Source organism: Desulfocurvus thunnarius, from assembly GCF_055390965.1.
This window is the reverse complement of sequence record NZ_AP042411.1, coordinates 983,809-1,006,861: the sequence shown is the minus strand read 5'-3', so window position 1 is coordinate 1,006,861 and position 23,053 is coordinate 983,809. Positions and strand designations below refer to the sequence as shown.

The window sequence follows — 23,053 nt, the reverse complement described above, 5'->3', positions numbered from 1 at the left end:
GGCCCATGCATGGAATGTTTGCCCTGTTCATCCTCATCCCGCTGCTGGTGCTGGCGGGGATCATCGCCCTGGTGGCGCGGCTGTTCCAGGGCTCCCTGGCGCGCAGGCAGCCTCAGGAGCGGGAGGACGAGACGCGGATGATCCAGGAAATCTACAATAAGCTGTCGCGGATGGAGGAGCGCGTGGACGTGCTCGAAACGCTGCTTCTGGAAGACGCGCGGCGCGACCGGGAGGACGGTCATGGCCAGACGTGACGGATATGGCTGCGGACGCGGCCACTCGCGGCGCGGCGCGGCGCGCGCCCGCACCGGCTCCGATGGGCGCCCCGGGGGCGGCGGGCCCTACCGCTCGCGCCGGGGCATGGTTCTCGGCGTGTGCCGGGGGCTGGCCGAGCATCTTGATTTTCCCGTGTTCTGGGTCCGTGTGTTCACGGCGCTGGCCATTGTGTTCACCGGGCTGTGGCCCGGGCTGGCCCTGTATTTCATCGCCGGGCTGTTCATGAAGTTCGAGCCCGTGCTGCCCGTGCATTCCCCCGACGAGCGCGAGTTCTACGACGCCTACGCGGCCTCGCGCGCCGGGGCCCTGGCGCGCATCCGCGACAAGTTCGAGCGCCTGGAGCGGCGCATCCGGCGCATGGAGGACGTGGTCACCTCGCGCGACTACGCCTGGGAGGAGCGCCTGCGCCAGCGGCGCTAGCCGGTTTGCTCCGCCGCGCCACCGGGCTCCGAGCCGGAAAGAGCCGGAGGGCATTGCCCTCCGGCTCTTTCCGCCCGGGGGGCGGACGTTTTTCCACTTCCGGCCCCGGCGCCCGCCAGCCCAGGCGGGCCGTGGATTCTCCTCGACGGCGCGGCACCAATCCGGTATCATTACAAATACGCCTCCGCTTCCGCGCGGCCCTGAAGCCGCGCCACTCCGTGCCGCTTCCTGGGCCGGAGCCGCCTCCCGGCGTTGCCCCGCCGCCGTTGCCGGGAGGGCGCGCATCGTGGCGGCCCTTCGCGCTTCCGCCCGGGGCCGTGCGGGCATCCGCCCGCCGGTGGTGCCCGCCGTGACCCGCCGCCGGGCCGTGTGGGCAACGGGTGCCGCCTGAACCTCAAACAGCGACGGACCATGACCGAACGTACATCCTCCCTCCCGCTCCCGGACGAGCCGCGCTTCCGCCATCCCGGGCCGCCCCTGTATTCCCAGCTTGCGGACTACCTGCGCCAGCAGATCACCGGCGGCGCGCTGCAACCCGGCACCCGGCTGCCCAGCCTGCACGAACTGGCCGGACAGTTCGGCGTGGCGCGGGTCACGGCGCGCCAGGCCGTGCAACTGCTGGTGGAGGAGGGCTTCCTGGCCAGCCGCCAGGGCCGGGGCACCCACGTGGTGCATCGCCTGCCGAGCATGACCTACGAGAACATGCGTACCTCGTGGAGCGCCATGGTCAAGCGCATCGAGGGCGCGCAGGTGGAGCTGCTGCACGCCGCCGACGTGACCTCCTGCCCGCTGCTGACCGCCGACGAACCGCACCCGGCCCCGGTCTACCATTACATGAAGCGCGTGCACATCAAGGAGGGCGTCCGTTTCGCGCTCATCGAGCTGTACCTCGACAAGCGCATCTACGACCTGGCCCCCGCGCGCTTCAACGAGACCACGGTCATCCCCGTCATGGGCGAAATGGACGTGTACATCGAAAGCGCCCGCCAGATTCTGACCATCGGCACGGCCTCGGTGGAGGCCGCGCGCCACCTGGACATCCCCATCGGTTCGCCCGTGGCCCTGGTCGATCGCGTGGCGCGCGACCGTTCGGGCTGCGCGGTGTACGTGGCCAGCATGGTCCACCCCGGGCAGCGCGTGCGCTTCGACATCGACCTTGTGCGCTAGGCGCGCCACGCCGCCCGCGCGGGCGGCCACAGCCTGACAGCCCCCGGTCGACTGGAGTCGGCCGGGGGCTGTGCGTATGGAGGTGAGGGGGGGAAAACGGGGTCAGGCTTCGGCGGACACCAGCGGGGTGAAGCGCTGCTGCATCCAAAGCTGGGCCGCGAGGATGCCCACGGCAGCCACGGTGACGGCCATGGTCTGGGCGGCGTCCAGGCCGGCGCCGAAAAGCACCACCCAGAACGCGACGACCATGCCCGCCAGGGCCAGGGGCCAGTCGCGCGCCGCGAAGGGCCGGAGCATGGCGCCGTAGAGCAGGCCGCTCATGGCGGTCAGGCCCACCAGGATGCAGACCAGGGAGCAGCCCGCCCAGACGGGATCGGCGAAGTCCCAGGAGAAGACGGGGTTGTAGACGATGAGGAACGGCAGGATGAAGCCGCTGAGGGCCAGGCGGAAGCCGTGAACGCTGGTGATGGCGTAGTTGCCGCCCGAGATGCCCGTGGCCGCCAGGGAGGCCAGGCCCACGGGCGGGGTCACCGCCGCGATGATGGAAAAGTAGAAGCAGTACATGTGGGCCTGGAGCAGGTCCACGCCCAGGGGCGTCAGGGTCGGGATGATGATGATGGCGCACAGGGCGTAGGCCGCCGCCGGGGGCACGGCGCAGCCCAGCACCAGGGCAACCAGCATGGTCACCAGCAGGGCGATGAAGAGCTGGCCACCGGCCAGCAGGTGGATCAGGCTGGCCAGCTTGCTGCCCAGGCCGGTGGAGATGAGCGTCTGGGCGACCATGCCGATGAGCGCCAGGGAGATGCCGATCTTGGCGCCGGTGATGGCGCCGCTGACCAGCGAATCGACCACCTCGCGCAGTGTGGGCCGGGTGTCCTTGACGGCGAAGCCGGTGACGGCCGTGACCACGCAGGCCCAGAAGGCCGTGTTGGCCGGGCCGTAGCGCAAAAGCAGCATGGCGAAGATCAGCCCGATGGGCACGATGAACACGAACATGCGCCGCCGGATGAGCCGCCAGTCCACCTCCAGATGCACGGTCTGAAGGTTCTTGCGCACGGACAGGAACTGCACGCCCACGGCCACGGCGAAGTAGAACAGCGCCGCGGGCAGCAGGGCCGCGACCATGACCACCGCGTAGGGCTGGCCGATGAAGGTGGCCATCATGAAGGCCGCCGCGCCCATGACCGGGGGCATGAGCTGGCTGCCCGTGGCCGAGCAGGCCAGCACGCCGCCCGCCTCGTCCACGGTGTAGCCCGACTTGCGCATGTACGGCAGGACGAAGGGCCCGGTGATGGCCACGTTGGCCACCGGCGCGCCGGAGACCATGCCGATGAGCGAGTTGGAGAACACGGCGGTCAGCCCCGCGCCGCCGCGCAGGCGGCGGCCCAGAATCTTGCCGACCTCCATGAGCAGCCCCTCGACCTTGAAGATGCCCAGCAGCGCGCCGAAGACCACGAACATGAACACCTGGTCGGCGCTGATGGACATGAACAGGCCGTAAAGGCCCGACAGGCCCACGCTCAGGTAGGAGATGACGTAGTCGAAGGAGAAGGGCGTGTGGTACAGCGGGCCGCTCAGCAGGTGCCCCAGGAAGAAGTAGCCCACGAAGACCAGGGCCACCACCAGCAGCGGCAGGCCCCAGCTCAGGTAGGTGCCCAGGGAGGTGCACAGGATGAGGCAGACCCCGACGACCAGGGCCGCCCGGCTGGGGAAGCCCTGGGACATCTCAAGTTCTTCGATGTTCAGGTACACGTAGGCGCAACCGGCCAGGGCCACGGCCAGGCACAGGTACAGGAAGCCCTTGAACGCCGGGCTCTTGGCCTTGCGCGCGTAGCTCACGAAGATGAGGAAGAAGAGGAAGGCGAAGTGGATGGTCTGGTGCTCCCACTGGCCGAAGAAAAGATACTGCGAGGCCACGGCGTGGTAGGCGACCATGCCCAGGGCGCCGATGGTCAACAGCAGCTTTGAAAGGGATATGCGTGATTCCATGATGCCTCTGCCCCCGTTCTGGTGTGTTGGTGCTGCGGCCCGGCCCGGGTCCGCGCCCGGGCCGGGCCGGTGTCCGGCCTAGAGGAGCCCGGCCTCCTTGTAGGCCCGCAGGGCGCCGGGGTGGAAATCTTCCACCTTCCAGCCCTTGACCAGGGCCTCGCGGCTCATGAGCGAGCCCATGGCGTGGTACTGGGCGAAGGCCTCGACGTTGTCGATCATGGCCTTGGTCAGGATGTAGGCGTACTCCTCGGGGAAGTCGGGATGCACGCAGAAGGCCTGGATTTCGGCACCGGCCCACAGGGGGCCGGCCTGGCCTTCCACGGTGTTCGCCGGCAGCTCGAAGGGCAGCAGGGTGATGTCCTTGACGGCGGTGTTGTCTACGGCCTCGCGGGTCCAGTCCAGGTGGGTCAGGCTGCGGCCCGAGGCCATGACCTCGACGGTCTGCGGGCTGGGCGAGAAGGCGGCGTGGATGGGGTCGAGGTAGCCGCCGATGACGGCGGCGTCCACCTGGCCGTTGACCAGGGCGTTGGCGGCCTCGGTGGTGCCCACGAACTGGATGCGCAGGCTCTTGTAGAACTCGTCGGTGTAGCCGTTGCGCAGCAGGGCGTCGGGCTCGTAGCCCCAGACGATCTGCGGCACGCGGCCCAGGGCGATGCGCTTGCCGTGCAGGTCGGCCATGGTCTTGATGCTCTTGTCGGTGGTCACCAGCCAGGTGATGGCGTAGTTCAGGGTGCCGATGACCTTCAGGGGCTCGTAGGTCTGCTTGAAGGGCTTCATGCCGCGCTGGGCCAGCCACTCGATGCCCGAGGTGGCCACGACCACGGTGTTCTTGCGCGCGGCCTCGTCGCCGCCGAGCTTCATGACGTTGAAGGCCTGGCCGGGGGTTTCGGCGTGGGAGACGGTCACCGGGTAGTCGCCCTGGTTGACGATGCTCTCCATGGCCGTGCCCAGCACGTAGCTGCCCGTGCCGAAGGGGGTGCTCAGCAGGATGATGGTCGGCTTGTCGGCCGCCGGGGCGGTTTGCGCCATGAGAAAAATGCACAACAGGGCCGCGATGCAGGTGGAAAGAATGCGTGTCATGGTCCGTCCTCGCAGGATGTCAGAGGTTCCATTGTTGGTTGTTGTCCCTACGCACACACCATATGGGCGACCTGGAACATCTTCAGGGCGTCCAGGTCCGGTTCCACCCCGAGCCCGGGGGCGTCGCTCAGGGTCATTCTGCCGTCGCGCAGCGGGGGATACGGCGTGGCCAGCATCTCGCGCAGCGGGTTGGCGTTGCAGTCCACTTCGAGCATCCCGTCGCCGCCGACGGCGGCCAGCAGGTGCGCCGAGGCCATGAGGCCGATGCCGCCGCCCAGATAGTGCGGGCAGTAGCGCTTGCCCGCCGCCAGGACGGCCGTGGCCACCTCGCGGCAGCGCGTGAGCCCGCCCCACTTGCATACGTCGGGCTGGACGACGCCGAAGACCGGCCCGGAGGTCGCCTCGGCGAATGCCGCCGTGCTGCGCATGTTCTCGCCGCCCGCCAGGGGCAGGGGGCTCGCGGCGGCCAGTTGCCGCCATGCCTGGGCGGGGCTGTCGCAGCGCAGGGGCTCCTCCAGCCAGAGCAGGGGCAGGCTGCCGATGCGCTGCACCATGTCCAGGGCCTGGGGCAGGCTCCAGGCCTGGTTGCTGTCCACGGCGAGGGTTTCGCCGGGCTCCAGGGCGCCCAGGGCGCTGTCCAGGTTTTCCATGTCGCGGGCCTCGCCGAAGCCGATCTTGATCTTGAAGGCCCGGTAGCCTTCGCTCCGGGAGCGGGCGATGGTCTCGGCCACGCCGGGGTGGTTGATGCCGCTGGCGTAGGCGGGCATGACCGTCATGCCCGCCGTGCCCAGCAGGGCGTGCAGCGGGCGGCCCGCCCTGCGCGCGGCCATGTCCCACAGCGCGATGTCCACGCCCGCCACGGCCTGGGCCAGGGGCCCGGGCTCGTCGGCCTGGAGCGCCAGCACTTCCACGCCCCGGGTCATTTCGTCGAAAGCCTCCGCGGGGTCGGCGAAGGTCTTGCCCAGAACGTGCGGCACCACGGCGGTTTCCACCAGCCGGGCCCGGTGCTCGGCGCCGCAGGAGGGGAAGTTGCACCAGACCTCGCCCCAGCCGTGGTTCCCCTGGCCGTCCTCCACGCGCACGATGACCGCCGGGCGGTCGTGCATCGTCCCGAAGGACGTGCGGACCGGGACGGCGATGGGCGCACGGAAGACGCGGATTTCAACTTTTGCGATCGTTACCGGACCGGCCAGTACAGCCATGATCCTCTCCTGTGGTTTGGTGTTGGCCTGTGTCTTTCCGCATGGCCCGGTGAGCCTGTGCGGATTCTCCTCGTATTGCAGGAGGTTGGCCGCCGCTTCCCCTCCACGGCACCCCGGCGGGAGCGCCTCTTGTGCTTAAAAGTACTAAGATACTACTCACCATACCTATTTTGAGTCAAGCGCTCTTTCGAGAGCGGGGCAACGTTGCCCGCAAAAGGTGAAACGACGCGGATTGTGCGATGATTATCTTTTTATTTTGCTATGTTGCATTTTAAGCAGCGCACGGAGGCCGCCGAAATCAAGCGCGAGGTTTTCGGGACGGGAACCTTCTTTTTTGTAGGATTGCCCTGCCGCGGGTGGTGGGCCGGGCGGATTGCGCTTTGCGGCACATGCGCCCCGGGCCGTGCCGCAAGGCGCTTCGGCGGAACGGCAAGCCCGGCGGCGCCTGCGCTCGGCCGGGACCGGGGAGGGGAAGCGGGAGGGGACGGGGAGCGGGAGGGCGCGCCGGGGCGAGCCGGGGAGCGGGCGATTTCCGGCGGCGTCCGCAGGGACCGGATGCGTTCCGGTCCCTGCGTTTCGGGCTGCCCCGGGGGGCCGCGCGCGGGAATGCAAAGGAGGAAATGAAAAAATTCCAGACACCTCTTGCCGGGGCGCGGTTTTTTTGTTTTCCTAGAGCGCAAGGTCACGGCCTTCGTCCGGCGGGTATCCGGGGCGCGAGACCGTGGCGCCACTGTTGCACCGCGCGGAACGGACCGCAGCGGAGGAAAACCAAGGAGAACCAGAGATGAAACGGATCATTGCCATTGGCCTGTCCACCGTGTTCGCCACGACGCTGTTCGCCGCCGCCGCCATGGCCGACGGCGCGGCGCTTTACGGCGCCTGCAAGGGGTGCCACGGGGCCGACGGTTCCAAAACCGCCATGAACGTGTCCCCGGCCCTCAAGGGCCAGAGCGCCGACGAACTGCTGACCAAGCTCAAGGGTTACAAGGAAGGCACCTACAAGGTGCAGGACAAGACCGCGCCCATGATGGCCAAGTTCGCCAAGAAACTGAGCGACGAGGAGCTGAAGACCCTTGCCGACTACATCGCCACGTTCTAGCCGGAGCCTTGCGGCCCGGTGCGGCCTTTGGGCCGTGGCGGCATTTCTCGGGGCGGCCCTTGCGGCCGCCCCGGTTTGCGTCGCCCGGGCCCAGGACGGCCACGCCCACCAGGACCACGCCGCGCCGCAGGGTGCGGCCACCGGGCACACGGGGCACGACGCCGCGGCCTCCGTGCCCGCTGGCGGCCAGGGCCACGGCGCCCATGCGGACCAGGACGGCCACGCGGCCCACGACCAGTTCACCCCGGCGCCGGACATGCCCGCCCACGACCACGAGGCCATGCAGGCCGAGGCGGCCAGAAGCGACATGCCCGTGGGCGTGGACGAACACCTGGGCGAATACGTGCCCCTGGATACGGTCTTCACCGATTCCCGGGGCCGCGAGACGACCCTGGGCCAGGCCATGGGCGCGCCCACGCTGATCCTGCCGGTGTTCTACACCTGCCCCAACGTCTGCAACATCCTGCAGGGGGCCATGGCCCGGGTGCTGCCCAAGGTCAGCCTGACCCCCGGGCAGGACCTGAAGATCGTCTCCATCAGCTTCGACGAGCGCGACACCCCCGAAACCGCCGCCCGCAGCAAGCGCAACTTCGACGCCGCCCTGGGCCAGGGCTTCCCCCCGGACCACTGGACCTTCCTCACCGGCAGCCGCGAGAGCATCGCCACGACCATGGACGCCCTGGGCTTCCGCTTCCAGCGCATGGGCGACGACTTCGCCCATCCGGTGGTGGTCGTGGCCGTGGCGCCCGACGGCAAGATCGTGCGCTATCTTTACGGCTCGGATTTCCTGCCCTTCGACGTGACCATGGCCGCCACCGAGGCCGCCAAGGGCACCCCGGGCATATCGGTCAAGCGCCTGCTGTCCTACTGCTACAGCTACGACCCCAAGGGGCGGCGCTACGCCTTCAATATTCTGCGCGTCACGGGATTCACGGTTCTTGGCACCATCGCCCTGCTGCTGGTGGTTCTGCTGGCGGCGGGCAAAAGGAAACGCCGTTAGCGGAGCGCACATGAACGACGCAAGCGCCGCCTCCGGGAGCTTCTGGGACGCCCGGGGCCTGGGCTCCTGGCTGTTCACCATGGACCACAAGCGCATCGGGCTGCTCTACCTGTGGTGCGTGCTGGGGTTCTTCATCGTCGGGGTCACCCTGGGCCTGCTCATCCGCCTGGAGCTCATCGCCCCGGGCCCGACCATCATGGGCCCCCAGACCTACAACGCCATGTTCACCCTGCACGGGGTGATCATGATCTTCCTGGTGGTCATCCCCAGCATCCCGGCGTCCTTCGGCAACATCATCCTGCCGCTGCACCTGGGCGCCGAGGACGTGGCCTTCCCCCGGCTGAACATGTTCTCCTGGTGGCTGTACGCCATCGGCGCCGTCACGGCCCTGGCCGCGCTGTTCACCGGCGACGGCCCGCCCGACACGGGCTGGACCTTCTACGTGCCCTTCTCGGCGGTGACGAGCACCAACGTCTCCGTGGCCGTGGCCGCCGTGTTCATTCTCGGGTTCTCGTCCATCCTCACCGGGCTGAACTTCATCGTCACCATCCACCGCCTGCGCGCCCCGGGGCTGACCTGGACGCGCCTGTCGCTCTTCGCCTGGGCCCTGTACGCCACGGCCTGGATCCAGCTCCTGGCCACGCCCATCCTGGGCATCACCGGCCTGCTCATCATCGCCGAACGCGTGCTGGACATGGGCGTCTTCGACCCCACCCGGGGCGGCGATCCCATCCTCTACCAGCACCTGTTCTGGATATACTCCCACCCGGCGGTGTACATCATGGTCCTGCCCGCCATGGGCGTGATTTCGGACATCATCCCCGTGTTCGCGCGCAAGGCCATCTTCGGCTACAAGACCATCGCCGTCTCCAGCCTGGCCATCGCCTTCGCGGGCTCGCTGGTCTGGGCGCACCACATGTTCGTTTCGGGCATGAGCGACACGGCGGTGATGGTCTTCTCGCTTCTGACCTTCGTGGTGGCCATCCCCTCGGCGATCAAGGTCTTCAACTGGGTCAGCACGCTGTACAAGGGCTCCATCCACATGGAGCCGCCCCTGGTCTTCGCCCTGGGCTTCATCTTCCTGTTCACCATGGGCGGCATCACCGGGCTGGTCCTCGGCGCGGCGGGCACGGACATGCACGTCCACGACACCTATTTCGTGGTCGGGCACTTCCACTACGTGATCTTCGGCGGCACGGGCATGGGCCTGTTCGCCGCCATGCACTACTGGCTGCCCAAGGTCCACGGCCGGATGTACAACAAGCGGGTGGCCACGTGGTCGGCCGTCATTCTCATCATCGGCATGAACGGGCTGTATTTCCCCATGTATCTCATGGGGCTGGCGGGCATGCCCCGGCGCTATTACGACTATCTGCCGCAGTACACCGCCATGCACGAGGCCTCCACCGTGGGCTCGTGGGTGGTGGCCGCGGGGTTGGCGCTGATGTTCGTCAACCTGTGGCGCGGGCTGCGCTCGGGCCCGCGCGTGGGGCCGAACCCCTGGGGCGCGGCCACCCTGGAATGGACCCTGCCCTCGCCGCCGCCGGCCCACAACTTCGCCACCGAGCCGGTGGTGGAGCGCGGCCCCTACGACTTCCGGGGGGTGCACGCCGATGAGTGAGCCGCACAAGGACTATGAAGGCGCCAAACTGGGCATGTGGCTGTTCCTGTTCACGGAGATCCTGCTCTTCGGCGGACTGTTCGTGCTCTTCGCGGTGTACATGGCGCGCCACCACGACGCCTTCCACGTCGCCAGCGGCAACCTCGACGTGCGCATGGGCACGGCCAACACCGTGGTGCTCATCACGTCGAGCTGGCTGGTGGCCATGGCCGTGGCGGCCCTCAAGCGCGGGCAGGTCGCCCCGGCCCGGCGCCTGACCCTGGGCACCATCGCCTTGGCCGGGGTCTTCCTGGTCATCAAGTACTTCGAGTGGAGCGCCAAGTTCCACCACGGGCTGTACCCCGGCTCGGAGCATCTGGCGGCCCAGCCCCCGGGCGAGGCCGTCTATTTCGCCATGTACTACGCCATGACCGGCCTGCACGGCATCCACGTCACCGTGGGCATGGCCGTGCTGGGCTTCGCGTGGTGGTTCATGCGCACCGGGCGTTGCACGCCGGAGCACTTCGTGTTCCTGGAAAACGGGGCCCTGTACTGGCATCTGGTGGATCTGATCTGGATCTACCTGTTCCCGCTGTTCTACCTGGTGGGCTGAGGAGGAGCGCATGACGCACGACACGACGCACACGCACCACGGCCCGGGCTACGGGATGCTTACGGGCATCTGGTGCGGCCTTCTGGTCCTCACGGCCGTCACCGTCTGGGTGGCGGGGGTGAACCTGGGCTTCTGGAACGTGGTGGTCGCCATGGCCGTGGCCACCGCCAAGGCCACCCTGGTGGTCCTGATCTTCATGCACCTCAAGTACGAGAATTGGGTCTTCAAGGGCTTCGTGCTGATGACCTTCGCCATCCTGGCCATCTTCATCGGCTTCACCTTCTTCGACACCGCCTACAGGTAGGGCCGCCATGACCGAGCAACTTTTCAGCGCCGCGAGCGAGGTGGACCGGGCCTTCCTGTTCATCCTGGCTTTCGCCGTGGGCGCCCTGGTGCTGGTGACGGTGCTGATGCTCTATTTCACCTGGCGCTATCACCACACCCGCAATCCCGAGGCCGTGGAGATTCCCGGCAGCCTGGGCCTGGAACTGCTGTGGACCATCCTGCCCACGGTCATCGTCATGAGCATGTTCTGGTTCGGCTGGACGAGCTTCAAGGCCATGCGCACCGTGCCCGAGGGCGCCATGGAGGTGGCCGTCGAGGCGCGCATGTGGTCCTGGGCCTTCACCTACCCCGGGGGCAAGCGCTCGGCGGTGCTCGTGGCCCCTGTGGGCGGCGACGTGAAGCTGTCCATGACCTCGCGCGACGTGATCCACAGCTTCTACGTGCCCGCCCTGCGGCTGAAGATGGACACCGTGCCGGGGCTGACCACCACGGCGTGGTTCAACGCCAGCGCCCCGGGCGAGTTCGACATTCTGTGCGCCGAATACTGCGGCCTCAAGCATGCCAACATGATCACCACCCTGCGCGTGGTGCCCGCCGAGGAGTTCCGGCAGTGGCTGGCGGGCACCGACGCGGTCGGCTCCCGGGCCCGGGAGCTGTTCGAGACGTACGGCTGCACCGGCTGTCACGACTTGGCCGGAGGCGCGGGCGCGGGCCCGCCCCTGGACGCCCTGGGCGGACGCGTGGCCGACGTGCTCCTGCCCGACGGCCGCAAGGAGCGGGTCACCGTGGACGCGGACTACCTGCGCCGCGCCCTGCTGGAGCCCGAGGCCGAGATCGTCGAGGGCTACGATCCGATGATGCCGTCGTACCAGGATCAGATTCCGGAAGAAGACCTGGAGGCCATGGTCCAGTGGATGCTCACCGGCGACACCGCCGGGCCGCCCCCCGGGCGCGAACTGGCCGAGGCCGAGGGCTGCATGTCCTGCCACTCCACCGACGGCTCGTACATCGCCGGGCCGAGCTTCCGGGGGCTGGCGGATTCCATGCGTTCCGTGCGCGACGCCTCGGGGGCCCTGCGCGAGGTGCGGGCCGACGACGCCTACCTGCGCCAGTCCATCCTGGACCCCGGAGCCCTGGTGGTGGAGGGCGAAACGCCCATCATGCCCGGGTACGATTCCCTGGACGCCGCGCAGGTGGACCAGCTTGTGGAGTACATCCGCAGCCTGGGCCCGCAGGACGGCGCCGGAGCCGGAGCCCCGCAGCAATGACGCGGCGCGACCTGCTGGCTCTGACCCGCCCGGGGGTGAGCCTGGCCGTGGGCGGGGCCACCCTGTGCGGGGCGCTGCTGGCGGACGGAGGGCCGGGCCCGGGCGCGGCCTGGGCCGTGCCGGGCGCCGTGCTGCTCTGCGCGGGCTGCTCGGCCCTGAACCAGCTCCAGGAGCGCGAACGCGACGCGCGCATGGCCCGCACGGCGGACCGGCCGCTGCCCGCCGGGCGCATGGCCCCGGGGGCGGCTCTGGGGCTGGCCCTGGCGCTGTGCGCGGCGGGGCTGGGGTTCTTCATCCTGGCTGGCGGCGCAGCCTTGGCCGGGGTGGGGCTGGCGGTGGTCGCGCTCTACAACGGCCTGTACACGCCCCTGAAGCCCCGGACGGGCGCGGCGCTCCTGGTGGGCGCCCTGGCCGGAGCCCTGCCGCCGCTGTGCGGCTGGCTGGGCGCCGGGGGCGCCCCGGACGCGCCGCTCATCTGGGCCGTGACGGCCATGGTCTACCTGTGGCAGGTGCCGCATTTCTGGCTGCTTGCGTGGCGGCGGCGCGCGGAGTATCAACGGGCCGGGTTCGCTCCGCCCTTCGCCGCGCTGCCCGCGCGCTCGCGGGGGCCGGTGCTGGCCTTGTGGACGGGCGCCTACTGCGTCGGCATCTGTCTGGCCGTGGCCCTGGCCCTGGGCGGGGCCGCCGGGCGGGCGGGCGCCGTGGGCGGGCTGGCGGCAGCCGCGCTGGCCGCCGGGCTGGCCGTGGCCGCCGTGGCCCCGGGGCGCGGCGCGCGGGCCCTGGCCGCCGTCAACGGTTCCATGGCCCTGGCCCTGGCCGGAACGCTGCTGGCGGCCTGGCCTTTCTAGGTTTTCGCTTCGGCCCGTCGCCCGGGGCGCTCCCCGCTCCGGGTCCGCAACCCCTGTTTCCCGCCGGAGGCGTTCATGCTCTGGATTCATCCCCTGGTGCAGCTTGCCGCGACCCTCTTGGCCCTGTGGACCATGGAAATGGGCGTGCGGCGTTTCTTTTTCGTCCACCTGGGGCGGCGCTCGGTGGTCTTCCCCTGGAAGGCCCACGTGCGCTGGGGCAAGGTGGCTCTGGTGGGCTGGCTGGCCGGGCTGGTCATCGGCGTGCTGGCCATGCGCCTGTCCTTCGGCACCTGGGGCATCAGCGGCGCGCACTATACCGTCAGCGCGGTCATGGCCGCGCTGATCGGCGCGGGCTACGCCAGCGGCCACCTGCTTGACCGCGTGAAGAAACGCCGCAAATACCTGCATATTTTTCATGGCCTGAACAACACGGTGCTGCTGGCCCTGGCCCTGTATCAGGTCTGGTCGGGCTGGGGGCTGCTGCACATGTTCCTGTTGTCCGAATAAGCCAGCTCGCTGTGCAGTCCGCTGCACATGCTTGTGCCGATTCCTGCGCCGCGCGCGGGGCCTGGAGCCCGCGCGCGGCGTTGTTTGTGGTCTATCATCCCGCCGTCATTGATGCCGCCGCCCTGGCAGGCCTCTTGCAATCCCGACTGCGCAAGTCGTGAATGTGTGCAGCCCCTTGCACGCGACCGGCGCCGCTCCCCGGCGGCCCGGGCGACCAAGCTTCGAGAGGTTCCCATGCGCAAGAGGATTTCCACCCCCGGCGGGTTGACCTTCGCGGTGCTGGCCCTGGCCCTGACCCTGGGCGCCGCGCCCGCCAAGGCCTTCTTCGGCCTGGGCTCCAAACACGCCGCCGTGCGCCCCCAGGGCGACGCCGTGCGCATTCCCCTGGCCGAGATCAACGACGGCGCCGCGCACTTCTACGAGTTGAGCGACGGCGGCAAGGGCATCCGTTTCTTCGTGGTCCAAAGCCGGGACGGCGTGGTCCGCGCGGCCTTCGACGCCTGCGACGTGTGCTACCACTCGCGCAAGGGCTACACTCAGGACGGCGCGCAGATGGTCTGCGTGAACTGCTCCCAGCGTTTCGACGTGGCGCGGGTGAACGAGGTCAAGGGCGGCTGCAACCCCGCGCCGCTGGAGCGCCGCGTGGACGGCGACACCCTGAGCATCCCTCTGGCCGCCCTGCGCGCGGGCGCGAACTTCTTCTAGCGGGGCGCCCGTGAACATCCTGACCATCGCCCTGCGCAGCGGGCGGCGCCGCTGGCCGCGGACCCTGCTGCTGCTGGCCGTCTTCACCCTGGGCGTGACGAGCATCGTGGCCCTGGGCCACGTGTCGCGCGTGGTGGGCGAGAGCCTGGAGAAGAAGCTCACGGCTTTCGGCGCCAACATCCTGGTTTCCCCACGTTCGGAAACGCTTTCGGTCAGCTACGGCGGGCTGCGCCTGGGCGACATGCTCGTGGAGGTGCGCACCCTGGACGAGGCCGACGTGCGCGCCCGCGTGGCGGGCATCGCCAACGCCGCCAACGTGGCCGCCGTGGCGCCCAAGCTGGTGGCCATGCGCGAGCTGGACGGCGTTGCCGTGGGGTTGGTGGGCGTGCGCTTCGACGAGGAGCGCAGGATGAAAGGCCACTGGAGCGTGGACGGCGCGTGGCCCGAGGGGCCCGGGCAGGTGCTGCTGGGCGCGCGGGTGGCCGAACGCCTGGGCCTGGACCCGGGCGACACTGTGGCGGGCCTGGGCGCTCCGGCCACGGTGGGGGGCGTGCTGCGGCCCACGGGCGACGACGACGACGGCGTGATCCTGGCCGACCTGGGCTTCGTGCAGGAGCTTACGGGGCGGCCCGGGGCCGTCAGTTTCATTGAGGTCGCGGCCCTGTGCTCCGGTTGCCCCATCGAGGACATGGTGGCCCAGCTCGGCGCGGCCATCCCCGGGGTGGAGGTCAAGGCCCTGCGCAGCGTGGTGGAGCAGCGCATGCTCTCCGTGCATTTCGTGCAGCGGCTGATCCTGGCCGTGAGCGTGGTCATCCTGCTGACCGCCTGCGCCATGATCGGGTTGTCCATGCTCTCGGCGGTGAACGAGCGGCGCCGCGAGATCGGGCTGCTGCGCTCCCTGGGCTACTCGCGCGGGGCGGTGTTCACCCTGTTCAGCGCCGAGGCGCTGTTCCTGGGGCTGGCGGCGGGGCTGGCCGGGTTCCTGGCGGGTTACGCCCTGAGTTTCAAGGTCGTGGCCGCGCTGCATATCGCCGACGTGGCCGAACTGGCCTTCATGCCTCTGGCCCTGGCGGCCACGGTGGCGTTCATGGCCGGGGTGTCCGTCGTCTCGGCGGCGGTCCCGGCGTGGAAGGCTTCGCGCGTGGAGCCCTCCGAAGCCCTGGTTTCCCTGTAAGGAGGCGCCATGCTCACGGCACGCGGCATCACCAAGACCTACCGTTCGGGCGGGGCGCCCGCCCCGGCCCTGGCCGGGGCCGATCTGGACGTGGCCCCGGGCGAGTTCGTGGCCATCGTGGGCCGCTCGGGCTCGGGCAAGTCCACGTTTCTGTCCATCCTGTCCACCCTGCTGGCGCCCGACGGCGGCAGCCTGACCCTGGACGGGCGCGACCTGACGACCCTGCCCGAGGCGGGGCTGAACGCCCTGCGGCAGCGCGATTTCGCCATGGTCTTCCAGCAGCACCACCTGCTGCCCTACCTCACGGCTCGGGAGAACGTGCTGCTGCCCTTCATGGGCAGCCTGGCCCCGGTGCCGCGTGCGGCGCGGGCCTTTGCGGGCGAGTGCCTGGAGCGCGTGGGCCTGGGCGGCAAGGGCGGGCGGCTGCCCGGGCAGCTCTCGGGCGGCGAGCAGCAGCGCGTGGCCATCGCCCGGGCCCTGGTCAAGCGCTCGCGGGTGCTCTTTGCCGACGAGCCCACGGGCAGTCTGGACAAGGCCACGGCAGAGGGCGTCATCGGCCTGCTGCGCGGCTTGTCCGCCGAGGGGCTGGCCGTGGTCATGGTCACCCACGACGCAGGCTACGCGGCGCGGGCCGACCGCGTGGTGGCCATGGCCGAGGGCCGGACGACCCCGGCGCCGGACGCGGGGAGGTGCGCCTGAGGAACGCGGCCGGACCGGGAGGTGCGCGGCGACGGCTCCGGCCCCGGAATTCGGCCTGCCCCCTGGCCCTGGCGCCGGGAATCTGCTATTCTGGTTTTAACCCGGATTCCGTGCCCCGCGCGGCGCGGGAGCCGGACATCGCGAGAGGGGGCGGAGAGGTAGGACAACTATTTGATTTTTCTATTGATAAAAAGACCATCGATAGACATTGACAAGGGATGGCGAATCCTTAGTATTCCAGTCGAGTTTTTGCCGACCACACGCCTCCGCCCGCCCGGAGGCGGCCTGGCCGGGCACCGGTATCCCCCCCCTCAATGCCGGTGACCGCCTGGGCCGCTTCCCGGCAGGCGGGGGCGCCCGTTTTCGGAAGCCCTGGTCCGGCGGAGCCGCCCGCCGCACCCGGGGTTCGCCTTTCCGGCGGCCCGTCCGGGCCCGGCCTTTGCCCCCTCCCGCCCCGCGCGCCCCTTGCGTTTCCTCTTGGCCTCCGCCGTTGTCCGCCTGCGCCGGGGCCGCCTTCCGCCTCCCGCCGCCGTCCGCCGTGCGGCACGTTTTACGGTTTTCGCGCTGCTTCGGGTCAGCTTTGGCCTCCGCGGGGCTTGCCCCCGGCGGGCTTGTGCGCCACAGTGGACCGGGGTCCGGCCTTGCGCCGCCCCGCCCCCGCGAGAACCATCACCGGCCCCAGCGGCCAGAGGACACGCCATGGAACTGACCACCGTCGCCGTCCACAACCCCGACGGCCTGAACCTGATCCTGGGCCAGTCGCATTTCATCAAGACCGTGGAGGACATCCACGAGGCCGTTGTCGGCGCCGTGCCCGGCGCGAAGTTCGGCCTGGCCTTCTGCGAGGCCTCGGACAAATGCCTCATCCGCCTGACGGGCACCGACGAGGACTGCATCGCCCTGGCCCGGCGCAACGCCGGGGCCATCGGCTGCGGCCACAGCTTCATCCTGTTCATGCGCGACATGTTCCCCATCAACATCGTGAACACCGTGCAGGCCGTGCCCGAGGTTGTCCGCCTGTTCTGCGCCACGGCCAACCCGGTGCAGGTCGTCGTGGCCGCCACGGAGCAGGGCCGGGGCATCCTCGGCGTCATCGACGGCTTCGCGCCCAAGGGCGAGGAAGGCCCCGAGGACGTGGAGCGGCGCAAGGGATTCCTGCGCATGATCGGCTACAAGCTCTAAGGGTCGCCGGGCCGCGCTGGTCGGGCGACCAGCGTGCCCGCGCCCTTGACAATATTGAAGCCATCTTCGTATAGGTCTATGCCTTTTAAAGTTTCCAGTGTGGGGACCAAAACCCGGTCCCGGACCACGGAGGGATCGGGTACAGACGGCTAACACAAGGGAGAAATCAATGTCGGATGCGCTGAAGAACCAGAGGACCTACGCCCTCGTCGGCCACGGCGGCTGCGGCAAGACATCGGTTGCCGAGATGCTGCTGTTCCAGACCGGTGTCATCAACCGTCTGGGCAAGATCGAGGAGGGCACCACCGCCCTGGATACCGAGCCCGAGGAAATCAAGCGCCGCGGCTCCATCCAGCCCGCCTTTGCCAGCTACCCCTGGAAGAAGGCCACCCACTTCCTGATCGACACTCCCGGAGACACCAACTTCACCGGCGACATCGCCTACTCCCTGACCGCCGCCGACGGCGTGGTCTTCGTCGTGGACGCCGTGGACGGCGCCAAGCCGCTGACCAAGAAGCTGTGGGACGAGGTTCTGGCCTCGGGCCGCCCGGCCATGGTTTTCGTCAACAAGATGGACCGCGACCGGGCCGACTTCGACATGGCCTTTTCGTCGTTGACCGCCGTGCTGGGCATCCGCCCCGTGCTGCTCTACATGCCCATCGGCGAAAAGGACGCCTTCAAGGGCGTGGTGGACGTGCTGGGCAACAAGGCCCTGTTCTTCGAGGACGGCGGGAAGCTGCGCGAGGGCACCGTGCCCGGCGACATGGCCGCCGACGTGGAGAGCCTGCGCGAGACCATGATCGAGAACATCGCCGAGAGCGACGAGACGCTCATGGAGAAGTACCTCGAGGAGGGCGAATTGAGCCCCGAGGAGGTCGGCCAGGGCCTGCGCTCGGGCGTGCTTTCCGGCGGGCTGGTGCCCGTGGCCTGCGGCTCCGCCCTGGAGAACAAGGGCGCGGGCTTCATCCTGGACATCGTGCAGGACCTCTTCCCCAGCGGGCTGGACCGCGGCTCCTGGCTGGGCGAGGACGGCGTCGACCGCGAAAGCTCCGCCGAGGCCCCGGTGGCCGCCTTCGTCTTCAAGACCCTGGCCGACCCGTTCGCCGGGCAGCTTTCGGTCATCCGCGTGCTCTCGGGCACGCTGTCTCCCGACAGCACCCTGCACAACACCGCCAGGGGCGACAAGGAGCGCGTGGGCCAGCTTCTGGTGCTGTGCGGCAAGGAGCAGAAGCCCTTGAAGGGCGAGGCCGGGCCCGGCGCCATCCTGGCCCTGGCCAAGCTGAAGCTCACCGGCACCGGCGACACCCTCTGCGACCCGCGGGAGCCGTTCACCCTGGCCAAGCCGAACCTGCCCCCGGCGCTGATTTCCTACGCCCTGGCCCCCGAGGAAAAGGGCGAGGAGGACAAGGTCTACTCCGCGGTGAACAAGCTGCTGGACGAGGACGTGTGCCTGCGCCTGACCCGCGACGCCGAAACCGGCGACATCCTGCTCTCCGGCTCGGGCCAGTTGCACATCGAGATCAGCGTGGAGAAGGCCCGGCGGCGCTACAAGGTCGGCATCGTCCTCAAAACGCCCAAGATTCCCTACCGCGAGACCTTCAAGGGCAAGGCCGACGTGCAGGGCCGCCACAAGAAGCAGTCCGGCGGGCGCGGCCAGTTCGGCGACTGCTTCATCCGGCTGGACCCCCTGCCCCGGGGCACGGGCTACGAGTACGTGGACGCCATCGTCGGCGGCTCCATCCCCCGGCAGTACATCCCCGCCGTGGACAAGGGCATCCAGGAGGCCGCCGCGCGCGGCGTGCTGGCCGGTTATCCGGTGGTCGACTTCCGCGTGACCTGCTACGACGGCTCCTACCACGCGGTGGACTCCTCGGAAATGGCTTTCAAGATCGCCGGGTCCATCGCCTTCAAGAAGGCCGCCGAGGTGGCCAAGCCCGTGCTGCTGGAGCCCATCGTCCAGGTCAGCGTGTTCGTGCCCGACGAGTTCATGGGCGATGTCATCGGCGACCTTTCCAGCCGCCGGGGCAAGGTGCTCGGTTCGGACTCCAAGGCGGGCATCACCGAGGTCAAGGCCCACGTGCCCATGGCCGAGGTGCTCCAGTACGCCCCGGACCTGCGCTCCATGACCGGCGGCCAGGGCACCTTCACCATGGAGTTCGATCACTACGAGGAGGCCCCGCCGCAGGTGGCCGAAAAGGTCATCGCCGAGAGCAGGAAGGACCAGGACTAGCCCGGCTCCGCCCACGGCGCCCCGAGAAATCCCAGGCCGCCCTCCCCCCGCCGGGGGGAGGGCGGTTTGTGCATTCCCGTGGCGGGCTTGGCCTTGTTTTGACACCGGTTTTCCCGTACATTGCGCGCATCGCGCCGTCACCCCAACGCGCCCTCGGGCGGAACGCAGTCCCTGATGCTACGCAACATCATATTTTATATTGCTTTTTTCCCATTGACCCTGTTCTTCTCCGCCGTGGCCGCCGCCTCGCGCCGGGCCGCGCCCTGGGCCGCGCGCACCTGGTCGACGTGGATCGTCCGCGTGGCCGGGCTGTCCGTGCGGGCCGACCTTGCGGCCCTGGACCCCGCCCAACGCTACATCTTCATCGTCAACCACCAAAGCCAACTGGACATTCCGGTGCTGACGCACGTTTTGCGCGCGCGCCATGTGGGTTTCGTGGCCAAGGAGTCGCTGTTCCGCATCCCGCTGTTCGGCAGGGCCCTGGAGTGCGCCGGGCACGTCAGCGTGGACCGCGGCAACCCCCGCCGGGCCATGAAGAGCCTGGAAGAGGCCGCAAACAAGGCCCGCGAGGGCGCCAACATCCTGGTCTTCGCCGAGGGCACCCGCCAGAGGAACCTGGAGGCCCTGGGCGAGTTCAAGGTCGGCGGCATGATCCTGGCCCTGAAGACCGGGCTGCCCGTGGCTCCGCTGGTTGTCCACGGCACGGGCGAGGCCCTGCCCAAGGGCCGCCTGCTGCTGCGCCGTGCGCCGATCCGCGTGCGCGCCCTGCCCCCCGTGCCCGCCGGGAGCTACACGCTGAAGCAGCGTGAGCAGCTCCGCGACGACCTGCACGCCATGATGAACACCGCCTACCAGGAGCTGCGCCGTGACTGAGCACGACGTGACCCTGACGCCCCTGGGCGGCCTGGGCGAGATCGGCATGAACTGCATGGTCCTGGAAACCCGGGAATCCATGTTTCTCATCGACTGCGGGCTGATGTTCCCCGACACCTACCTTTACGGCATCGACGTGGTCATTCCGCGCTTCGACTACGTGGTGGAGAACAAGGAACGTCTGAAGGGCATCGTGCTGACCCACGGCCACGAGGACCACATCGGGGCCCTGCCCTGGCTGCTGCCCCACGTGGACGCGCCGGTGTACGGCTCGGAATTCACCCTCGGGCTTGTGGCCGCTAAGCTGCGCGAGCACAACCTGGAGCAGTATACCGACATGCGCGTGGTTCAGGACCGCGAGCGCGTGCAGATCGGCAATTTTTACGTCAATTTCTTCCCCGTGTGCCATTCCATCGTCGGCGGCTACGGCCTGGGCATTGAAAGCCCGGCCGGGCGCATCGTGCATACCGGGGACTTCAAGATCGACCGCACGCCGACCCACGGCCAGGAGACGGACCTGGAGGCCTTCGAGCGCTTCGCGCGGCCCGGGGTGCGGCTCATGCTGTCCGACTCCACCAACATCGAGCGCGAGGGTCACGCCCTGACCGAGCGCGAGATCAAGGCCTCCCTGGGCGAAATCTTCCGCACCGCCCCGGGGCGGATCATCGTGACGCTGTTTTCCAGCCATATCCAGCGCATGCAGGAGATCTTCGAGCTGGCCGAGCAGTACGGGCGCAAGGTGGCCGTCAGCGGCCGGAGCCTGGTGCGCAACATCGAGCTGGCCCGCGAGCTGGACTACATCCGTGTGTCCTCGGGGGTGCTCATTTCCCTGGAAGACCTGCCCCGCCACAAGGACGAGGAACTGGTGCTGCTGGTCACGGGCTCCCAGGGCGAGCCCCTGGCCTCGCTCTCGCGCATCGCCGCCGGGGAGCACCGCCAGTTGCGCATCCGCAAGGGCGATCTGGTGCTCATGTCCTCGCGCTTCATTCCCGGCAACGTGCGGGCCATCACCCAGATCATCAACAACCTCTACCGCCTGGGCGCCGAGGTGCTCTACGAGAAGGTCCAGGCCATCCACGCCTCGGGCCACGCCCACCGCGAGGAACTGCGGCTCATGCTCCAGACCGTGCGCCCGACCTTCTTCGTGCCCGTGCACGGCGAATACCGCCATCTGGTCAAGCACTGCCGCCTGGCCCGCGAGTGCGGGGTGGCCGTGGAGCGGACGCTGATTCTGGAAGACGGCGACCCGCTGACCATCAGCCCCTCGGGCATCCGGCTGCACGAGCGCGTGCCCACGGAGTGCATCTACGTGGACGGCAAGGGCGTGGGCGACGTGGGCCAGACCGTGCTCAAGGAGCGCCAGCTCCTGGGCGGCGAGGGCATGGTGGTGGTCACCCTGGTGGTGGACAAGGAGACGGGCGAGATTCTCGTCGGCCCGGACCTGGCCTCCAAGGGCTTCGTCTTCGAGCAGCGCTACAGCCACGTGCTCGAAGACGCCAAGTGCATCATCCTGGACATCTTCGAGAACATCCGCCCCGGAGAGACGAGCAAGCTCAAGGAGCGCATCCGCTCGTCCCTGCGCCGCTTCTTCCGCCGCGTGCTGGACCGCGACCCGGTGGTCGTGCCGCTGGTGATGCTGGTTTAGGCCGATTCCTTCGCGCGGGGCGCTGTTCGCGCCCCGTGCCTTCCTTGCTCCCCCCTTCCTTGCTCCCCCCCTTCCCTGCCCGCAGGCGGGCGCCCCGTGCGGGCACAGTTGTTCCCGTTCGGGGACGCGGCTTCCGGAATCGCGTCCTCCGGGCGGAACGTTTTCCGGCCTCTGGGGCCCCGTTTTGCTGTGCCCCTGTGAATGTGTAGTTATTTCAAAGTATTATGTTCGTGGCACGGCCCTTGCCTTGAAAGCGGGCAGCGCGCCTTGAGAAGAGGCCCGCTTTTGCTGGAAAAACTACAAGGAAGGAGCACGACATGACATGCGTTTCCCGGAGGAATCTGCTCTGCGCCATGGGCGGAGCCGTGGTCGGAGGATTCATCGGTCTGAGGCCGCTTTCGGCGGCCATGCCCGAAATGCGGGAGGAGACGACCTGGACCGCGCACGCGCTTGACCCCGACGAGTGCGCACCCTACGCCTACGCGGGATACTGGAACAAGGGCTACGGCTGCTGCTACGGCGCGTTCTACAGCATCGTGGGCGTGATGGGCAAAAAGTTCGGCGCGCCGTACAACCAGTTCCCCTTCCATGTGATGGAGGTCGGCAAGAGCGGCATTTCCGACTGGGGCACCATCTGCGGCGCGCTGCTGGGCGCGGCCTCGGCCATGGCGCTGTTCTGGGGCCGCAAGGAGCGCGACCCCATGGTCACGGAACTGTTCCGCTGGTACGAGCAGACGGCCTTCCCCCTCTACGACCCGGGCGAGGACGCCATGGGCGTCAAGGGCGCGATTCCCACCCACGCCAGCGGTTCGGTGCTCTGCCACGTTTCGGTCTCCTCCTGGAGCTTCGCCACGGGTATCCCGGCGGATTCCAAGACCCGCTCCGAGCGTTGCGGGCGGATCACCGCCGACGTGGCCCGCAAGGCCATCGAGATCATCAACGCCAAGATCGGCGGCCGGTTCGCCCCGACGCTGGCCCGGCCGGAGTCCCTGACGTACTGCGGCGAATGCCACGGCAAGGACAAGGAAGCGCCCTTCCTCAAGGGGCTTCAGGAGTGTACGCCCTGCCACGCGGGCACGGACCATACCCAGAACAAGTTCCTGAATCACCCGTAATCGCCGCACCCGCATCCAGCGCTCCGCGCCGGGGGGAGACTCCCCCCGACGCGGGGCCTGCGGGCCCGGTGCCGCA

The 23,053-nt window shown here is 68.9% G+C and carries 22 protein-coding genes; 19 read left to right on the top strand and 3 right to left on the bottom strand.

The genetic code is table 11. From position 1 onward, the window contains the following. Positions 1-5 precede the first annotated feature (5 nt). The 3 genes from ACZ5KV_RS04395 to ACZ5KV_RS04385 all read left to right on the top strand — a co-directional run bounded on the left by ACZ5KV_RS04395 (position 6) and on the right by ACZ5KV_RS04385 (position 1,863). On the top strand, positions 6-254 hold the full coding sequence (locus ACZ5KV_RS04395) for an envelope stress response membrane protein PspB (protein WP_464241131.1): 249 nt from the start codon (positions 6-8) through the stop codon (positions 252-254). Continuing rightward, positions 241-696, top strand: a complete 456-nt coding sequence (locus tag ACZ5KV_RS04390) for a PspC domain-containing protein (protein ID WP_464241130.1) — start codon at positions 241-243, stop codon at positions 694-696. Before ACZ5KV_RS04395 ends, ACZ5KV_RS04390 begins: the two co-directional genes overlap by 14 nt. 411 nt (positions 697-1,107) lie before the next feature. After that, complete coding sequence (locus tag ACZ5KV_RS04385; RefSeq protein ID WP_464241129.1) at positions 1,108-1,863, top strand: GntR family transcriptional regulator; 756 nt, start codon at positions 1,108-1,110, stop codon at positions 1,861-1,863. A 102-nt stretch (positions 1,864-1,965) separates the two neighbouring features. On the opposite strand, the gene ACZ5KV_RS04380 is transcribed toward ACZ5KV_RS04385, so the two are convergent. The 3 genes from ACZ5KV_RS04380 to ACZ5KV_RS04370 form a co-directional block, all read right to left on the bottom strand. Beyond that, entirely contained in the window at positions 1,966-3,852 is a 1,887-nt protein-coding gene (locus ACZ5KV_RS04380; protein ID WP_464241128.1) for a TRAP transporter permease, read from the bottom strand. Between the two features lie 78 nt (positions 3,853-3,930). Continuing rightward, complete coding sequence (locus ACZ5KV_RS04375) at positions 3,931-4,932, bottom strand: TAXI family TRAP transporter solute-binding subunit (RefSeq protein ID WP_464241127.1); 1,002 nt, start codon at positions 4,930-4,932, stop codon at positions 3,931-3,933. Between the two features lie 47 nt (positions 4,933-4,979). Then, entirely contained in the window at positions 4,980-6,134 is a 1,155-nt protein-coding gene (locus ACZ5KV_RS04370; RefSeq protein ID WP_464241126.1) for a mandelate racemase/muconate lactonizing enzyme family protein, read from the bottom strand. 784 nt (positions 6,135-6,918) lie between these two features. Between ACZ5KV_RS04370 and ACZ5KV_RS04365 the strand changes: the two genes are divergently transcribed. From ACZ5KV_RS04365 to ACZ5KV_RS04290, 16 genes are all read left to right on the top strand, one after another. After that, entirely contained in the window at positions 6,919-7,233 is a 315-nt protein-coding gene (locus ACZ5KV_RS04365; RefSeq protein ID WP_464241125.1) for a c-type cytochrome, read from the top strand. A gap of 34 nt (positions 7,234-7,267) precedes the next feature. After that, positions 7,268-8,233, top strand: a complete 966-nt coding sequence (locus tag ACZ5KV_RS04360; RefSeq protein WP_464241124.1) for an SCO family protein — start codon at positions 7,268-7,270, stop codon at positions 8,231-8,233. Between the two features lie 10 nt (positions 8,234-8,243). Then, complete coding sequence (gene ctaD / locus ACZ5KV_RS04355) at positions 8,244-9,854, top strand: cytochrome c oxidase subunit I (RefSeq protein ID WP_464241123.1); 1,611 nt, start codon at positions 8,244-8,246, stop codon at positions 9,852-9,854. Continuing rightward, a complete protein-coding gene (locus ACZ5KV_RS04350; RefSeq protein ID WP_464241122.1) occupies positions 9,847-10,446 on the top strand; it encodes a cytochrome c oxidase subunit 3 family protein in 600 nt (199 codons plus the stop codon). Before ctaD ends, ACZ5KV_RS04350 begins: the two co-directional genes overlap by 8 nt. Positions 10,447-10,456: 10 nt before the next feature. Then, positions 10,457-10,750, top strand: a complete 294-nt coding sequence (locus ACZ5KV_RS04345; RefSeq protein WP_464241121.1) for a cytochrome C oxidase subunit IV family protein — start codon at positions 10,457-10,459, stop codon at positions 10,748-10,750. A gap of 7 nt (positions 10,751-10,757) precedes the next feature. After that, on the top strand, positions 10,758-11,999 hold the full coding sequence (gene coxB / locus ACZ5KV_RS04340; protein ID WP_464241120.1) for a cytochrome c oxidase subunit II: 1,242 nt from the start codon (positions 10,758-10,760) through the stop codon (positions 11,997-11,999). Further along, the gene (locus ACZ5KV_RS04335; protein ID WP_464241119.1) at positions 11,996-12,847 is read left to right on the top strand and encodes a UbiA family prenyltransferase; all 852 of its coding nucleotides are present in this window, start codon (positions 11,996-11,998) and stop codon (positions 12,845-12,847) included. The genes coxB and ACZ5KV_RS04335 overlap by 4 nt, the downstream gene beginning before the upstream one ends. Before the next feature lie 75 nt (positions 12,848-12,922). Further along, on the top strand, positions 12,923-13,354 hold the full coding sequence (locus tag ACZ5KV_RS04330) for a DUF4079 family protein (protein ID WP_464241118.1): 432 nt from the start codon (positions 12,923-12,925) through the stop codon (positions 13,352-13,354). 234 nt (positions 13,355-13,588) lie between these two features. Further along, on the top strand, positions 13,589-14,059 hold the full coding sequence (locus tag ACZ5KV_RS04325; protein WP_464241117.1) for a Fe-S-containing protein: 471 nt from the start codon (positions 13,589-13,591) through the stop codon (positions 14,057-14,059). Positions 14,060-14,069: 10 nt separating this feature from the next. Further along, a complete protein-coding gene (locus tag ACZ5KV_RS04320) occupies positions 14,070-15,233 on the top strand; it encodes an ABC transporter permease (RefSeq protein ID WP_464241116.1) in 1,164 nt (387 codons plus the stop codon). Between the two features lie 9 nt (positions 15,234-15,242). Next, the gene (locus tag ACZ5KV_RS04315; RefSeq protein WP_464241115.1) at positions 15,243-15,932 is read left to right on the top strand and encodes an ABC transporter ATP-binding protein; all 690 of its coding nucleotides are present in this window, start codon (positions 15,243-15,245) and stop codon (positions 15,930-15,932) included. Positions 15,933-16,631: 699 nt separating this feature from the next. Then, positions 16,632-17,114 carry an adenosine-specific kinase gene (locus ACZ5KV_RS04310; RefSeq protein ID WP_464241114.1) on the top strand — a complete coding sequence of 161 codons (483 nt, stop codon included), beginning with the start codon at positions 16,632-16,634 and terminating at the stop codon, positions 17,112-17,114. A gap of 169 nt (positions 17,115-17,283) precedes the next feature. Beyond that, on the top strand, positions 17,284-19,344 hold the full coding sequence (fusA, locus tag ACZ5KV_RS04305) for an elongation factor G (RefSeq protein WP_464241113.1): 2,061 nt from the start codon (positions 17,284-17,286) through the stop codon (positions 19,342-19,344). 174 nt (positions 19,345-19,518) lie between these two features. Beyond that, a complete protein-coding gene (locus ACZ5KV_RS04300) occupies positions 19,519-20,217 on the top strand; it encodes a lysophospholipid acyltransferase family protein (RefSeq protein ID WP_464241112.1) in 699 nt (232 codons plus the stop codon). A 46-nt stretch (positions 20,218-20,263) separates the two neighbouring features. After that, a complete protein-coding gene (locus tag ACZ5KV_RS04295; RefSeq protein ID WP_464241803.1) occupies positions 20,264-21,862 on the top strand; it encodes a ribonuclease J in 1,599 nt (532 codons plus the stop codon). A 317-nt stretch (positions 21,863-22,179) separates the two neighbouring features. Continuing rightward, positions 22,180-22,977 carry a split-Soret cytochrome c gene (locus tag ACZ5KV_RS04290; protein ID WP_464241111.1) on the top strand — a complete coding sequence of 266 codons (798 nt, stop codon included), beginning with the start codon at positions 22,180-22,182 and terminating at the stop codon, positions 22,975-22,977. Positions 22,978-23,053 lie beyond the last annotated feature (76 nt).

Coding starts and splice junctions, on each gene's coding strand:
- ACZ5KV_RS04395 (WP_464241131.1), top strand. CDS start 6: ATGCATGGAATGTTTGCCCTGTTCATCCTCATCCCGCTGCTGGTGCTG.
- ACZ5KV_RS04390 (WP_464241130.1), top strand. CDS start 241: ATGGCCAGACGTGACGGATATGGCTGCGGACGCGGCCACTCGCGGCGC.
- ACZ5KV_RS04385 (WP_464241129.1), top strand. CDS start 1,108: ATGACCGAACGTACATCCTCCCTCCCGCTCCCGGACGAGCCGCGCTTC.
- ACZ5KV_RS04380 (WP_464241128.1), bottom strand. CDS start 3,852: ATGGAATCACGCATATCCCTTTCAAAGCTGCTGTTGACCATCGGCGCC.
- ACZ5KV_RS04375 (WP_464241127.1), bottom strand. CDS start 4,932: ATGACACGCATTCTTTCCACCTGCATCGCGGCCCTGTTGTGCATTTTT.
- ACZ5KV_RS04370 (WP_464241126.1), bottom strand. CDS start 6,134: ATGGCTGTACTGGCCGGTCCGGTAACGATCGCAAAAGTTGAAATCCGC.
- ACZ5KV_RS04365 (WP_464241125.1), top strand. CDS start 6,919: ATGAAACGGATCATTGCCATTGGCCTGTCCACCGTGTTCGCCACGACG.
- ctaD (WP_464241123.1), top strand. CDS start 8,244: ATGAACGACGCAAGCGCCGCCTCCGGGAGCTTCTGGGACGCCCGGGGC.
- ACZ5KV_RS04350 (WP_464241122.1), top strand. CDS start 9,847: ATGAGTGAGCCGCACAAGGACTATGAAGGCGCCAAACTGGGCATGTGG.
- ACZ5KV_RS04345 (WP_464241121.1), top strand. CDS start 10,457: ATGACGCACGACACGACGCACACGCACCACGGCCCGGGCTACGGGATG.
- coxB (WP_464241120.1), top strand. CDS start 10,758: ATGACCGAGCAACTTTTCAGCGCCGCGAGCGAGGTGGACCGGGCCTTC.
- ACZ5KV_RS04335 (WP_464241119.1), top strand. CDS start 11,996: ATGACGCGGCGCGACCTGCTGGCTCTGACCCGCCCGGGGGTGAGCCTG.
- ACZ5KV_RS04330 (WP_464241118.1), top strand. CDS start 12,923: ATGCTCTGGATTCATCCCCTGGTGCAGCTTGCCGCGACCCTCTTGGCC.
- ACZ5KV_RS04325 (WP_464241117.1), top strand. CDS start 13,589: ATGCGCAAGAGGATTTCCACCCCCGGCGGGTTGACCTTCGCGGTGCTG.
- ACZ5KV_RS04315 (WP_464241115.1), top strand. CDS start 15,243: ATGCTCACGGCACGCGGCATCACCAAGACCTACCGTTCGGGCGGGGCG.
- ACZ5KV_RS04310 (WP_464241114.1), top strand. CDS start 16,632: ATGGAACTGACCACCGTCGCCGTCCACAACCCCGACGGCCTGAACCTG.
- fusA (WP_464241113.1), top strand. CDS start 17,284: ATGTCGGATGCGCTGAAGAACCAGAGGACCTACGCCCTCGTCGGCCAC.
- ACZ5KV_RS04300 (WP_464241112.1), top strand. CDS start 19,519: ATGCTACGCAACATCATATTTTATATTGCTTTTTTCCCATTGACCCTG.
- ACZ5KV_RS04295 (WP_464241803.1), top strand. CDS start 20,264: ATGAACTGCATGGTCCTGGAAACCCGGGAATCCATGTTTCTCATCGAC.
- ACZ5KV_RS04290 (WP_464241111.1), top strand. CDS start 22,180: ATGACATGCGTTTCCCGGAGGAATCTGCTCTGCGCCATGGGCGGAGCC.